We start from the raw sequence: 13,566 nt of genomic DNA, 5'->3' as shown, positions 1-13,566 counted from the left end.
TCCTGGTTGATTTATTTCCATTCTATAGGTTTCTGGATCAAAAGAATCATTCAGATTTCAAACTGATAACTGGATTCAAGTAAGCTGCTTTCAAAACCTGATAACCTACCGAGACCGCCACGATAATCAATGAACTTCCTATAGTGATTATAAAGATCGATGGGTCTAGATTGATCTTATATTCAAAATCCTGAAGCCAATTTCGCATAATATACCAACCGATTGGTGCGGCAATCAGGAATGCAATCCCTACCAAACGCATGAATTCCTTTCCAAATATCCAGATGATCTGAGAAGTCCCTCCTCCCAATACTTTTCTGATGCCTATTTCCTTTGTTTTTTGATTGACCATAAAAGAAACCAATCCGTAAAGTCCCAAGCATCCGATAAAAATTGCCAGGAAAGAAAACACTTGGATTCCTTTTAGCATGCGGTCTTCTGCCTCGTAAAAACCAGCGATCTCCTCATCCAAAAAGAAGTATTCGAACAATTGATCCGGATTATGCTCATTCCACATTTGCTCAATATCCTTGATTGTGGCTAAAGCAGCTGTTCCGTTTAGTTTGATCGCATAACTGGAATACATATGGCTCGCGGAAGTAATTAATGCTGCAGAAATTTCATTATGGAAGGATTGATCGTGGAAGTTTTTCACTACTCCTACAATAGGACCAGTCATATTTCCACCATTAGCATAAACCATTTTCCCCAAAGCATCTTCATAGTCTAAAAAGCCTAGTTTTTGTAATAAGGCTTCATTGACTACCATTTCCCTGACTGTATCCGATGGAAAAATATTTCTTCCAGCAATCAATTCCAGATCAAATGTCTCTAGATAATCCGCGTCAGCCAATTTCATATTAGTTCGGAAATTCACCTCTTCTGCATCATTTTCAAAGCGAATAGAATTACCCCAATTACTTGAAGATGCAGGAGCAGTATAGCACATGGAGATAGTTTCTACTCCAGGAAGTCGCATCAATTCAGTTTTTAGAGTTTTTTGCTGATTGAGGGAATCACCGCCCAGGTAAACCATGACGATTGACTCCTTTTGAAAACCTAGATCCGCCTGCCTTGCAAATCGCATCTGCTGCATGACTACGATCATTCCAATAATCAAGACCTGGGAGATGGCAAACTGGGTTATGATCAATGAGCGTCGGGTATTAAAACCTCCCAATTGCAGTTGAGTAATTTTACCTTTAAGAGCCATTACAGGCTTGAATCCTGTCAATATCATGGCTGGATAAAATCCTGCTAGAAGCGTAATGATTACTGTTAAACCAAAACCAAAGAGTAGCACATTTTTGTCCAGCCACAAATTCACAGGGATTTGGGTTTGATAGAATGAATTGACCAAGGGAACTAAGAGGTAAGCTGCCAAAAATGCTATGGCCACACTGATACAAGTGATGATTCCGGTTTCAAATATAAACTGCCAGAAAAGCTGGGATCTATAGCTTCCCAAAACCTTCCTCACTCCTACCTCTTTGGATCGTTTTAGTGCTTGAGCTGTTGCCAAATTGATGAAATTGACACAAGCTGTAATCAAAAGAAAGAAACCAATCGCAGAAAGCGTCCAAATGTCAGCTTTGGAAATTTCTCCTCCGTATCGTTCATCAAAGTGAATTTCTTCTAATGGCTGCAATTTATAGTGATGTACATTTTTGCTTTCCGGTCTGTATTTCTTGACATAGGGAGCCAATGCTTCTTCTACTTCTATTGGATTGACACCAGGCCGAAGCAATGTAAAGCAATACATACCACCCGTAATTCCTCCCCAAGCATTATCACTGGCCATCCATGGGTTAAAATCTTTGAAAGTGGAATAGGAAACGAATATTTCAGGTTTGATATCTGTATTGATCGGTAAGTCTTTCAAGACTCCGGTGATTTTAAAGGGAATGGTATTGTTATAAGAAATCTCTTGCCCGATGGGGTCTTCGTCACCAAAATACTTTTTTGCCAAACTCTCAGTGATGATAGCGGTATTTGGCTCGGTAAGGGCTGTTTCTTTGTTTCCTTTTACTAAAGGGAAATTAAAAATATCGAAAAAGGATGACTCCGTAAATGCAAAACCTTTTGGCTCTTTGTAAAGATTTTTCTCCCCATTTTTCTCCACCGAAATCAGCACATCAGTTTCGTGGTACATTCTGGCAACTTTTTCTCCAAAGGTGTGCTCTTCTCTAAAAACATTTCCTAATGGTGAAGGCACACTGTTGGTATAGGATATTGTTTCTCGATGCTGTTCGGTGACAATTCGGTAAATTCTCTCTCCATTCGGATGGAAATTATCAAAATTGCCATGGTAGCTCACCAATGCGAAAATTAGAAAGCAACAGGTTATGCTGAGTGCTAGCCCTGCTGTATTGATCAATGAATATTCCTTGTTTCGGAGAAGCGTTCTCCAACCTATTTTAAAATAACTTTTATACATGCCGTAAGTATTTAAACTTTCATATGGTTTTCTAGGGCGGATAATTCCAGGTCGGAAAAGCAATAGAACATCCTTGATAAATCTCCAATCAGCCTTGCGTTTTCCTAGAATTTTAAGGTTCCTGTCATAGACTTCCAGTAAGTCCCCCTCGATGTAATCCAGCATCCTTGGATGACAAAACCAGCGGAAGAAACTGAGGAAAAGTCTTGGAGGAGATGGTTGTGAACTTTTCATTTTTTAGATTCCTCCAAGGTTTGCCTGCCAAATAGTTTTTGGAATAGCATTCCAGAGTTCATCACGGGTTTCTTTTGCATGTGTGATTGCCTTTTTACCCAATGCTGTGATTTCGAAATAACGCCTAGGTCTTCCTGCCCTTTCTTCAGTGGATTCACCGGAAAATGATTTGAGATAGCCCTTGTCCTCCATCCTATTAAGGGCTGTATGTAATGCTCCCATACTTACAGTTCGCTTCAGACGTGATTCAATCTCATCTTTGATAGCCACGCTGTAGGCCGCATTATTTAAAATTCCTACCGTCAACATGACGATTTCCTCGAACTCTCCTAGTTGAAAATCTTTCATATAAAATAATTATATCTAAATGTAGGATTAATAATGATGCCAAAGTGGAAAAGGGCTAAATCTGCTGTTTTAAGCTATTTAAGTTGATTAGGACCGTTCGGATCAGAACAGTTTTGCGCGATATTGAAGCAAAGTCAAAAAATAATTAATAAGGAATATCAAAGTCCAAAAACAAACTATTCTACTGTTCTCTTGAAGACAGTTGTTCCTTCTTTGATCGTTTCCATCACATGGATATCTTTGATTTCATCCACGTCCACTTTTAGAGGGTTTTTATCCAAAATCACCAAGTCTGCCAACTTCCCCATTTCCAAAGTCCCTTTGCTTTTTTCCTCAAAATGCTGGTAAGCACTCCAAGATGTAATCGCCTGTAAGGCCTCATAGGGAGTCAACTTTTCCTCTTCGCCAATGATTTGACCTGATCTGGAAACTCTACTTGCAGCTGTCCAAACTACTCGCATTAAATTTGGCAATGCTACAGGAGCATCTGAATGAATCGTAATATTTAAACCTTTTTCAAGTGCTGTCCGGGTTGGACTGATGGTGTTTCCCAGAGAATCTCCAATAATCTGCTTGTGCCAATCACCCCAATAGAAAGTATGGAGAGGGAAAAGAGAAGCTATGATTTTCATTTGAGCCAATTCATCCAATTGATCAAATCGCACATATTGACCATGGATCATTACAAACCTGCGGTCTTCATTCCCATATTCCTCAAATAAAGGTTTTAGGGTTCGGATCATTTGATCCACAGCGGCATCTCCATTGGTATGGGTCAAAGTTTGCCAATTGTTTACAAAGGCTTTTCTATATATTTCTGTCAAAGCTGAATCACTGGGAAGGGCTGGATAGCCCGCATAATCTTTGGCAGCACCACCAGGTGGGATCAAATAAGGCTGGGTTCTCCAAGCTGTTCTACCCTGAGGAGATCCATCCAACGTTACCTTCATACCACCTATTCTGTAATGATTTGAATATGCGGTGTTATTCCATTTAGTAGGCATGTATTGATCCACAAATAGATAATCTATGTAGCTGACCACATCCAACTTCAATTTGCCCTTGTCTGCCATTCCAGCGAGCAGCTCATGATTTTGCATGGCTCTACCTTCTTGAGCTGTGGTATATCCATAGGAAAGAGCCATTTCCTGCCCGGCATCAAAAAACAATTGATTTGCTTCCTCTGACTTTGGACTCATTGCTTTTAGCATATGAGGGATGGCTGCTAATTCTTCTAGTACCCCATTTGGCTCATTGGAGTTAGGCTCCCTTCGGATGATCCCTCCTTCGGGGTTTGGGGTTTCTGCTGTAATTCCCAAAATTTCAAGCCCTATAGAATTGACCACTGCAAAATGTCCTGATATATGCATAATCATGATAGGAAATTCAGTGCTCACTTGATCCAAATCATGTTTGGTTGGGAAACGCTTCTCTTCCAAAACAGAATCATCAAAGCCAGTTCCAAATATCCAACCCGTCAAAGCTCTATTCTCTGGAGTATTCCAAGCTTTTAATGTCGCGATCAGATCTTCCATTTTGTCAACAGAAGCATCTGGTGAAGGAAGTAAAATAGCACCTATGGCTTGAGCTGAAAAGTTTGCAAAGTGAGCATGTCCATCGATGAATCCAGGCAATAGAGTCTTTCCTCCCAAATCAATCATTTGATGTCCAGAACCTGCTTCTTTAATGGCTTCATCCGCATTTCCAGCAAATTGAATTAGGCCATCTCTGACCACCAAAGCTTCAACATAAGCGGGTTTATCACCTACCATAGTTAAAATGTCTCCTCCATAATAGACTGTAGCAGGATTTTCGGATTCATTTTTATTAGGACTGCAGGCAAGAAAAAAGATTGCAAGGATGCATATCGAAAAGGTGCTCTTCATTTCAAAATCAGCTTAATTTCATGAATAATTTCCCAAATTTTGATCAATTAAAATAGCTTAAGAGGTAATTACTTTTACCAGCTTAATCTTTAAACTCCCGCATTCAGTAGATAAATCTCAGATCATTTCTAATACTCCTTTGCGCTTGTCTGTCTTTTCTAAAATAACAAAAGCTCATAAAGTAGATTTCAAAGCACATAGAATTGAGCTTCCTTGAGTACTATAAACTCAAATGGAGTATAAGATTATTAGCCAAGGCTGAGCCTGAGGTGTACCCGCTGGTAAAAAAACAATTCCTCAATTTTAGCTAACTTACAGTATACCAAACCATCAAGTCATGAATAAGATACATTTAATAGCCAAGTTCGAAATTCACCCAGGAAAAGAAGAGGCATTCAAAAACCTAATTCCCCAATGTATTGAAAAGGTCAAGGCCAATGAGACCGGTGCTGAGAGATATGAGTGGTATTTCAATCCTGAAGGTACTGTTTGCAATGTTTTAGAAACCTATTCGGATTCGAATGCTGTATTGGCACATATGGGAAATGTAGGAGGTTTACTAGGAGAATTAACTAGCATTTCAGACTTCTCAGGAGAAATCTATGGGAGTCTTTCGGATGAATTAAAAGCAGCCATAGCACCCCTTCCTGCCAATAAATATGTTTTTTATAAATCCTTATAAACCAAAGATTACACAAAAGCCAAGTTTTGAAAACTTGGCTTTTTGCTTATAGGATATCTAAAGTTGAATCTGAAGATCCACTATTTTTTCGCTGGTAAAGAGCGTAAACATAAGGCCTCTTCTCACCAGATGGCATGATATAGTCAAAATCGAAGGAATCCAGTAATTTAAATTCATCGCCTAATTGCTCTTGATATAAGGCTTCTGTATATCCAAAAACCGGTAAGCCAGAACATTTTTTTGCTCCATCTAAATGAAATTCAGCAAGGATCACATAGCCACCTGACTTGACCTTTTGCTTGAGTTGACGGAAATAAACCTCTCGATCTTTTTCATCAGTAAAAAAATGTAAAACGGCTCGATCAAACCAAACTTGAACTGAAGGAATTTCTTCCAACATCTTTTCATCCAAGATATCTCCTAGTTTATATTGAATTTGATTCCCAAGTCTGGCTTTTACCTCATTGATTGCAATCTCGCTGATATCCGTCACATAGATTTCTGAAAGCCCTTTTTTAAGTAATAAATCCGGTAAGCGACTAACCCCAGAGCCAACCAAGAGAATAGAATCATTGGGATGAAATTCACATTGATCCAAAAGTCTTAATGTGGGTGCAAAATCCTGCTCAAACCAACCCAATTGATTTTCTGGCTTTTTTTGATAGGCTGTATCCCAATGTGATTTTAACTCTTCTCCTTTTGCTTCTTTTGGAGAGCAATTACAACAAGATTTCGATGGATCTTCAATTCCACAAGAGCTATTTTCTTCCATTTTTTTATTCAAATCTCTGGAAGTAATCATGGAATGTCTGTGAATTAAGTCACAATTGAAAAACAAAAGGATTCATTTCCATAAGCAAAGAAAAAGCGTCCCAATTACTGGAACGCTTTTGAAAACTCTGTATTTAATTACTTTCTGTAAGCAGCTTGTCTTTCTACCATCCATCCCGGATATTGTTTGGGAAGGGGACTTACTTTGTCAATTTGATTCAAATCTTCAGCAGTTAATTGAAGTTCGGTAGATTGAATATTTGCATGAAGTTGATCCAGAGTTTTGGCTCCGATAATGGTGCTTGTAATTCCTGGCTGTTGTCTTACCCATGCCAAAGCAACCTGAGCGATACTTGCATCATGCGCTTGCGCAATGCCTCCCATCACTTCGACTAATTCATAAGCCCGTTCTTTGTCAATTGGAGGGAAATCAAAATTTGCCCTTCTAGAAGCTGAATCTGCTCCATCTCTAGTGAATTTTCCGGTCAAAAAGCCTCCGGCAAGCGGACTCCAAGGAAATATTGCCAAATCGTTATTCCTTGCCATTGGTACCAATTCATGTTCAATATCTCTGCTTACAGCAGCGTAATAATATTGTAGCCCGATGAATTTATGATAGCCCTTGTAATGTGCGATTGTCTGGGCTTGGGCAACCATCCAAGCAGGCCAATTGCAAATTGAAATGTACCGAACCTTACCGGATTCTACGATGTCGTTTAGAGAACGCACGATTTCCTCTAGGGAAGTGGCAGGATCTACACCATGCACATATAATATATCCACATAGTCTAATTGCAATCGCTTCAAGCTAGCTTCTACCGAATTAAAAATATGATACCTGGAAAGCCCAGTGCTATTTGGCTTCTCATTCATCCTAGCCAGAACTTTGGTAGCGATGATTATTTCATCTCGATTGATATTCAGATCTTTTAATCCCTGACCCAAAAGCTGCTCTGATTGACCAAAGGAATAAACATTGGCGGTGTCTATAAAATTAATGCCTGACTCCACTACAGCCGCTAACATCTCGTTTGCTTCTTTCTGCTGAAGTTTTCCAATTTGTTCCCAAATCCCACCATTTTGCCCTCCAAAAGTCATGGTACCAAAACAAAGTTCAGAAACCAGTAAACCTGTGTTTCCTACATAATTATATTTCATTTTCAGATTGGTTAAAAGTTAAAATGCTCGAATTATTTCAACAGCCTTGATTAAAAAACAGTTTGATTCCACTTAAAAAATTTGAGGTTAATTGTCAAAATAGAATTTATCCTCTCTTTTCCCAAAACTTCAATTTGCCTTTGTTCTCAGATTTGATGAGCAAATAGCTTTCTGGAATTTCATGGCATTCCCCACAGTAAGTGGCGATTCTGGTTCCTTTCTTCAACTGCTCAAACTTTTTCCTGATCTCCTCAATTCTGTTTTGATGTGCTTCGATATCCAGCTCTTCCTCTTTATCCATCTTGTCTTTGGGATTGATCAATTCTTCAAATGAGTTGAAGAAATAAAAGGAATCAAAGTCCTTAAAATCCAAGTGAATCAAATCTCCCTGAAGGAATTGTAAATTCTGTAATTGTAACTGAGAAGCTATTTTTCTCGCCTGTTGCACCAGTTGGGCTCTTTGTTCAATTCCCGTGATTTCAGCATTGGACCAAGATGCAGCCAAGAGACAGAATTTTCCGGCACCAGAGCCTAAATCCAAAATGGTATTCTTACCATCTTCATTGAGGAAACTTAGCGCTTTTTTTGCGACAGCTACTGGGGTCCAATGAGTAGCAGAAAGCCTTTGAAGTTTGACTGGATAGAAGGAGTCAAAATCAGCATCTGTGATAGTTGAAAAGTTCATGAGTACTGATGCTTACTCAATGAACTTAGGCGGGTGTTTCTCTTCAAAATCAGTAGCTTCCTGATATGCTTTGGCCAAAGCCAAAATACTTCCTTCATCATAAAGGTTTCCGATCAAAGTTAGACCGCTTGGCCTTCCCTTTTTGTCAAAACCATTGGGAATTGAAATAACCGGATGACCAGTCAGATTGGTGATGAGTAGCTGTCTGCTTCTTAAATTTGGAGCGATAATCACATCATAATTTTTGAATAATTTATTGACTTCCTCTATCAACATTCTCCGCTGTCTGTTCGCTTGTAAATATTCCACCGCTGGGATAAATCGAGATTGACGAAGGGAATTAGCCCTAGAGCCTCCATCCTGCTCTACCATTCGATCTACTTCCCCAGATCTAACCAATTCATCAAAAAAGGCTCCGGCTTCCGCTCTCAGAATAATATCAAAAACTGCATAGGGATAATTTTCTGGCAGTTCCAAAGAATCCGGCTCAATACCCATTTCCTTAAATACTTCCAAAGAAGCACGAACCATGTCCCCTATTTCTGTGGTGTCTTTAGCAATGTCTTTTTTCAAATATGCCACCCTTAATTCACTTGGCTTTTTTGAAACCTGATTAAATGGAACCTCATTGGTACTTGGATCTAATGGATCGTTGCCATAAATGGCATTGAATACTATCTCACAATCTTCGGCTGTTCGGCAAAGAGGACCAATTTTGTCCATGGACCAACTTAGGCTCATTACGCCTGTTCTGCTTACCCTTCCGTAGGTAGGTCTGAGTCCTGCCACTCCGTTTCTGGATGCTGGTGAGGTAATCGATCCTAAGGTTTCAGTACCCAAAGCAAAGGGAACCAAACCTGCTGAAGTAGCCGAACCGGAACCAGCGGAGGATCCGCTAGCACCTTGGCTCAAATCCCAAGGGTTTTTGGTTTTTCCACCAAACCACACATCTCCTCTAGCCAAAGATCCAGAAACCAGTTTAGCAACCAAAACAGCGCCTTGTTCAGTTAATTTTTTTACTACGGTTGCTGTACTGTTTATGACTTGATCCTTATAGGGTTCCGCTCCCCAGGTCGTTGGATAGCCCTCTACCGCCATCAAATCTTTGACACCATAAGGAATACCGTGAAGGATTCCTTTGTAATTACCCGCTGCAATTTCCTGATCAGCTTTCTTTGCCTGTTTCAAAGCTAAATCCTCAGTCAAAGTGATTACAGCTTCAAGTTCCCCGTCATATTTTTTTATTCTTTCAATAAAAAACTTGGTCAGCTCTTCCGAACTTATCTTTTTATGCTTGATAAAAGAGGCCAATTTAGGAATAGGATAAAAGGCAAGTTCATTGAGGTTTTCTGGAAGTTCCAAATCCTCAGGAATAATAAAAATAGGATCAGATTGCTTCTCAGGGAAAACAAAACCAACAGGATGCGGGTCAAACATCATCGAAGGAAATACCTCAAAAGGAGTTTCCACCTTCCTCAAACTATCATAACCTGACTTATTTCTTCCCAAATAGCTATACATGGTTTCGATTTCAGGCTCTTCAAATTCTAACCCGATTAACTTCTGGCTGCTTTTTATATCCTTTTTGGTAAATCCCTGCTCATTTGTTTTACAGGAATTGAAAGAAAAAATGGATAGGCAAAGAAAAACAAGTGCGTAAATTCTCTTCATTGGTTGAGGCTTGGTCAGTGGTAAATAGGCTTTGGGAAATAGCTTATTTTGGGTTGGGATTTAAATTAACCTAAAACTGGAAAGATTCTGCATCAAATTATGAAGGAGGTAGATTTTTACTTTAAAAGTTCAAGAGAAGAAGGAATCTTTCAATCGATATTGGGATTATTTAATTAGTTTTTTCAAGACTGAAAACAAGTTGGCTGGCTTAAAAAATTGTTTATCAGCAAATAGTTTTCTAGACTTATAAACAGATATTTATTTGTATTTTTTCATCAATGCTGTTCAACCTTGAAAGCATCTTCACCTTAGATCCTAAATGAAAAATATCCAAAAGTATTCCTTGACAATCTTTGCAGTGATTCTCATGGTTTCTAGCCTTCAAGCTCAAAATGCTCCAGATCAGAATCCTACTCAATTTAAGAAAAATGCGCTTTATGGTAGTCTTGGGTTTGCAGGGCTATATGCATCAGCAACTTCAAATTATGAAAGGATGATTACCCAGCATTTTGATAAGGGTATCACTGCCACATTCGTCAAAGTAGGACTTGGCGCTTATGGAGTTTGGGGAGGTTCTGGAAGTTATTACTATGCTCAGTATGGATTCCTTACCGGAAAGAAAGCAAGTCATTTGGAAGTAAGTGCAGGGCCTAATTTTGGATTTAATGAAGATGGAGCAGAATCCCCTCCGATTGCAGCAACTTTTGGATATAGGCTTCAAAGACCTGAGAGACACTTTTTGTTTCGGGCAGGATTGGCAATACCTGAAACTATATATGTTGGGATTGGGTGGAGTTTTTAAGCTACAGCTATAATCCACTTTAAATCCTCTCCCTATCTTTGGAAAAGATTTGAAGACCCGATGAAAACTTATCTCTTACTAATTTTATTTTTATTTGGTTCCTTTTCAATTGTCCGCAAGGAAGAAAATGAGGAATCAAGAAAGAAATTTGAAAACACGATCTCTATTCCCCTTGGAGGAAATGCTTACCAAACAGCGGGAAATACAAAAGAAAAAATAACGCAGGATGGAATCATTTCCTGGACAAATTCTGATACCGAATATAGTATCTACTTCAAGTCTTCATCCCAAAAAGAAGTAAGCCTCTCTTTGGTACTTTCTGAACAAACACAAGCTTCCCAAATTTCAATTTCCACAAATGAAACGGTTATCGTAGACGTAGAACCCAATCAATCTGGAGTTGTGGAGATTGGTATTTTTAACTTAAAACCTGGATATAACGAGATCAAACTGAAAGGAATCCAAAAGTCCGGACAGGATTTTGCCAAAATCAGAGAATTACTCATCACTTATGATGGTGATTTATCCCTCGATTTTGTCAAAGACAATGAAAGCAATCGCTTCTATTGGGGACGAAGAGGGCCTTCTGTTCATTTGACTTATACCCTGCCTGATCAACAGGATTTCAAATGGTTTTACAATGAAGTTACAGTGCCGGTAGGCCTTGATCCAATAGGTTCTTATTTTATGGCCAATGGTTTTGGAGAAGGATATTTTGGGATCCAGGTGAATTCTGAATCAGAGAGAAGGATACTGTTTTCTGTTTGGAGTCCATTTAAAACAGATAATCCTGGAGAAATTCCTGAGGAAGAGAAAATCAAACTTCTAAAAATAGGGAATGATGTTTACACCGGAGAGTTTGGAAATGAAGGTTCTGGAGGTCAGAGCTATTTAAAATACCCCTGGAAAGCCGGTCAAACTTATCGTTTTTTAAATTCGGTAGAACCAGACAGAAACGGGAATACTATTTACACAGCATATTTTTTAGATCCAGAAATTGGAGAATGGATATTGATTGCAAGTTTTTTGAGACCTAAAACCGATACTTGGTACAAAAGGCCTCATTCTTTTTTGGAAAACTTCAATCCTGAATACGGAAATATCACGCGAAAAGCCTTCTATAAAAATCAATGGGCTAGAACCAGCGAAGGAACTTGGGTAGAATTAACGGAGGCGCGGTTTACTGGAGATGACATTGCAAACCGTAGTTATAGATTAGACTTTGCAGGTGGATCTGAAGATGGAGTCTTTTACCTTCAAAATGGAGGTTTCTTCGATGAAGCCATTCCTCTTAAAAGTATGCATGATAGAAAGCCAATAAGCTCTCCTCCTGTGATAGACTTTACAAAACTTCCATAAAAAAAGCATCAGGAATTAGGTCAAAACCTTTCTTCCTGATGCTTTAATATTGAAATAAATTATTCTTATTCTTTTTCTTTAAAGCTTCCGTTTCTGAAGTCTAAAGAGGCTGCAATATTGTCAGAAATGGCTTCGTAAAGCTCTCCGTTGCCATCGATATCATTTGGACCAACCTCAATGGTACCATCAGCATTACCGTCTTTCACCATGGTATAATCAAGGCCTTCCAAAAACTTGTCGAAATACATGGTCAAGATCAAATCTTGAGCACCTTCTACTTCCAATCCTTTGTTAAACATCAAGTTCACTTCGTCTTCCAAGTCCAAGTAGAAAATCGCTGGAATATCAGACCACATTACTTTTGCAATCATTGAAAGACCATACATTTCATCGTCTTCAGGTACATTTTCAGCCTGAATAAGATCAAAGTTTAACTTTCCATAAATCCCATCATATGCCATCACTGTGCCTATTGGAGACATCATTGGCTGACTGTCTTCTACCAAAGTCAAAATCTGTGGGTTTTTATCTCTGATCTGTACAATGCTAGGCTTTCCTTTTACCTCATCTTCTCCACGTAGGATTAATTTGACATTGTCTATCGAAAGTTTCACATCAGTTACAGAGAAAGTTCCGAAAACCAAATCACTTGTTCTGGCATTAGGGTCATCTTGATTGAAGCTAAAATCCGCAGTGGCATATACACTGATTTCACTTTGCTTGAACTGGGGGCTTTCTTCCTTCTCTTCGCAGGCAAAGAATACAGAAGATGCTGCAGCTGCCAGTAACATCATTTTAAAATTTGATTGTTTCATCATCATTTGATTTTAATTGGTTATAGTTGATTTTAAGGGTTCTAATTAGATTGGGAAACTCATTTGAGATTCCACTTTACTTGACTGAATTCACCATCTGTTACTGTAAACTTCTCTCCACTTTCATCATCCATTGCAGTAAATTCAAAAACTCCAGAAATGGTCTGATTCTCCAGATCCACTTCGGTCAGGGTCAATTTAATGTTGCCAGAATTATTTGAACTGGCCCGAAACTCGTAATCATCCGAGTTGATACTACTTCTCTTCTCTACGCCACCCATGGTGCCTTGAAAAACATCTTCTTCTCCTTCTATCAAAGTCCATGCTCCTAATTCTCCCGGTTTGAGCTCATTTAATTGCTTTCCACCAATTTTGAAACCAACAGCTAGGCCAGCACCATCTTCGACGATATTAACCCCGAAAACTGTGAGCAAAAAGGAATCTTCTGATTCTTCTAAATCGGCAATTATCAATTCATTTGATAAAATTCCTTTGCCACCTTCGGCTTCAAAAAGCTCCCCATTTAGGTTACATGAAAAGATCCCATTGTCATTTTTATCGGGAAGAATTTCTTCAACTGGGATACAGGAATAGCAACAACAAAGTATTGCTAACACTATAAAACTTTGATATTTAGTAAAATCTAAAAACATAAAACTTTAAATCCAATTTTTTCCAGCTTAAATGAAAAGCCTTTGGTTTGTTGCTTTAACCCCCA

General features: G+C 38.8%; 12 protein-coding genes. 3 read left to right on the top strand and 9 right to left on the bottom strand.

Going from position 1 to position 13,566, the window contains the following annotated elements:
- Window positions 1–46 precede the first annotated feature (46 nt).
- The 3 genes from J0A69_RS14400 to J0A69_RS14390 form a co-directional block, all read right to left on the bottom strand.
- Window positions 47–2,671 (bottom strand): ABC transporter permease, encoded by a 2,625-nt coding sequence (locus J0A69_RS14400; protein ID WP_206587309.1) that lies wholly within the window; start codon window positions 2,669–2,671, stop codon window positions 47–49.
- 3 nt (window positions 2,672–2,674) lie between these two features.
- Window positions 2,675–3,019, bottom strand: coding sequence for a PadR family transcriptional regulator (locus J0A69_RS14395; protein ID WP_206587308.1), 345 nt, complete (start codon window positions 3,017–3,019; stop codon window positions 2,675–2,677).
- A gap of 176 nt (window positions 3,020–3,195) precedes the next feature.
- The gene (locus tag J0A69_RS14390; protein ID WP_206587307.1) at window positions 3,196–4,905 is read right to left on the bottom strand and encodes an amidohydrolase; all 1,710 of its coding nucleotides are present in this window, start codon (window positions 4,903–4,905) and stop codon (window positions 3,196–3,198) included.
- 337 nt (window positions 4,906–5,242) lie between these two features.
- Here J0A69_RS14390 and J0A69_RS14385 point away from each other — a divergent pair, with 337 nt between their 5' ends.
- Complete coding sequence (locus tag J0A69_RS14385; protein ID WP_206587306.1) at window positions 5,243–5,587, top strand: putative quinol monooxygenase; 345 nt, start codon at window positions 5,243–5,245, stop codon at window positions 5,585–5,587.
- A 46-nt stretch (window positions 5,588–5,633) separates the two neighbouring features.
- On the opposite strand, the gene J0A69_RS14380 is transcribed toward J0A69_RS14385, so the two are convergent.
- The 4 genes from J0A69_RS14380 to J0A69_RS14365 form a co-directional block, all read right to left on the bottom strand.
- The gene (locus tag J0A69_RS14380) at window positions 5,634–6,389 is read right to left on the bottom strand and encodes a methyltransferase domain-containing protein (RefSeq protein ID WP_206587305.1); all 756 of its coding nucleotides are present in this window, start codon (window positions 6,387–6,389) and stop codon (window positions 5,634–5,636) included.
- A 107-nt stretch (window positions 6,390–6,496) separates the two neighbouring features.
- Window positions 6,497–7,516 carry an aldo/keto reductase gene (locus J0A69_RS14375; RefSeq protein ID WP_206587304.1) on the bottom strand — a complete coding sequence of 340 codons (1,020 nt, stop codon included), beginning with the start codon at window positions 7,514–7,516 and terminating at the stop codon, window positions 6,497–6,499.
- Between the two features lie 106 nt (window positions 7,517–7,622).
- A complete protein-coding gene (locus J0A69_RS14370) occupies window positions 7,623–8,201 on the bottom strand; it encodes a class I SAM-dependent methyltransferase (RefSeq protein ID WP_206587303.1) in 579 nt (192 codons plus the stop codon).
- A gap of 12 nt (window positions 8,202–8,213) precedes the next feature.
- The gene (locus J0A69_RS14365) at window positions 8,214–9,872 is read right to left on the bottom strand and encodes an amidase (RefSeq protein ID WP_206587302.1); all 1,659 of its coding nucleotides are present in this window, start codon (window positions 9,870–9,872) and stop codon (window positions 8,214–8,216) included.
- A 319-nt stretch (window positions 9,873–10,191) separates the two neighbouring features.
- On the opposite strand from J0A69_RS14365, the gene J0A69_RS14360 reads away from it, so the two are divergent.
- Both J0A69_RS14360 and J0A69_RS14355 read left to right on the top strand, forming a co-directional pair.
- Window positions 10,192–10,674, top strand: coding sequence for a hypothetical protein (locus J0A69_RS14360; protein WP_206587301.1), 483 nt, complete (start codon window positions 10,192–10,194; stop codon window positions 10,672–10,674).
- A 60-nt stretch (window positions 10,675–10,734) separates the two neighbouring features.
- Entirely contained in the window at window positions 10,735–12,033 is a 1,299-nt protein-coding gene (locus tag J0A69_RS14355) for a DUF3472 domain-containing protein (protein WP_206587300.1), read from the top strand.
- A gap of 65 nt (window positions 12,034–12,098) precedes the next feature.
- Here J0A69_RS14355 and J0A69_RS14350 read toward each other — a convergent pair whose 3' ends face one another.
- Both J0A69_RS14350 and J0A69_RS14345 read right to left on the bottom strand, forming a co-directional pair.
- On the bottom strand, window positions 12,099–12,848 hold the full coding sequence (locus tag J0A69_RS14350) for a hypothetical protein (RefSeq protein WP_206587299.1): 750 nt from the start codon (window positions 12,846–12,848) through the stop codon (window positions 12,099–12,101).
- A gap of 59 nt (window positions 12,849–12,907) precedes the next feature.
- A complete protein-coding gene (locus J0A69_RS14345; protein WP_206587298.1) occupies window positions 12,908–13,501 on the bottom strand; it encodes a DUF6252 family protein in 594 nt (197 codons plus the stop codon).
- Between the last annotated feature and the right edge of the window lie 65 nt (window positions 13,502–13,566).

Source organism: Algoriphagus pacificus (assembly GCF_017254845.1).
GTDB lineage: Bacteria > Bacteroidota > Bacteroidia > Cytophagales > Cyclobacteriaceae > Algoriphagus > Algoriphagus pacificus.
Note: the sequence above shows the minus strand (reverse complement) of the source record. Positions and strands in the feature narration are given on the sequence as shown.

What these genes read in the sequence shown, in the direction of transcription:
- J0A69_RS14400 (WP_206587309.1), bottom strand. Translation starts at nt 2,671, where the DNA reads ATGAAAAGTTCACAACCATCTCCTCCAAGACTTTTCCTCAGTTTCTTC.
- J0A69_RS14395 (WP_206587308.1), bottom strand. Translation starts at nt 3,019, where the DNA reads ATGAAAGATTTTCAACTAGGAGAGTTCGAGGAAATCGTCATGTTGACG.
- J0A69_RS14390 (WP_206587307.1), bottom strand. Translation starts at nt 4,905, where the DNA reads ATGAAGAGCACCTTTTCGATATGCATCCTTGCAATCTTTTTTCTTGCC.
- J0A69_RS14385 (WP_206587306.1), top strand. Translation starts at nt 5,243, where the DNA reads ATGAATAAGATACATTTAATAGCCAAGTTCGAAATTCACCCAGGAAAA.
- J0A69_RS14380 (WP_206587305.1), bottom strand. Translation starts at nt 6,389, where the DNA reads ATGATTACTTCCAGAGATTTGAATAAAAAAATGGAAGAAAATAGCTCT.
- J0A69_RS14375 (WP_206587304.1), bottom strand. Translation starts at nt 7,516, where the DNA reads ATGAAATATAATTATGTAGGAAACACAGGTTTACTGGTTTCTGAACTT.
- J0A69_RS14370 (WP_206587303.1), bottom strand. Translation starts at nt 8,201, where the DNA reads ATGAACTTTTCAACTATCACAGATGCTGATTTTGACTCCTTCTATCCA.
- J0A69_RS14365 (WP_206587302.1), bottom strand. Translation starts at nt 9,872, where the DNA reads ATGAAGAGAATTTACGCACTTGTTTTTCTTTGCCTATCCATTTTTTCT.
- J0A69_RS14360 (WP_206587301.1), top strand. Translation starts at nt 10,192, where the DNA reads ATGAAAAATATCCAAAAGTATTCCTTGACAATCTTTGCAGTGATTCTC.
- J0A69_RS14355 (WP_206587300.1), top strand. Translation starts at nt 10,735, where the DNA reads ATGAAAACTTATCTCTTACTAATTTTATTTTTATTTGGTTCCTTTTCA.
- J0A69_RS14350 (WP_206587299.1), bottom strand. Translation starts at nt 12,848, where the DNA reads ATGAAACAATCAAATTTTAAAATGATGTTACTGGCAGCTGCAGCATCT.
- J0A69_RS14345 (WP_206587298.1), bottom strand. Translation starts at nt 13,501, where the DNA reads ATGTTTTTAGATTTTACTAAATATCAAAGTTTTATAGTGTTAGCAATA.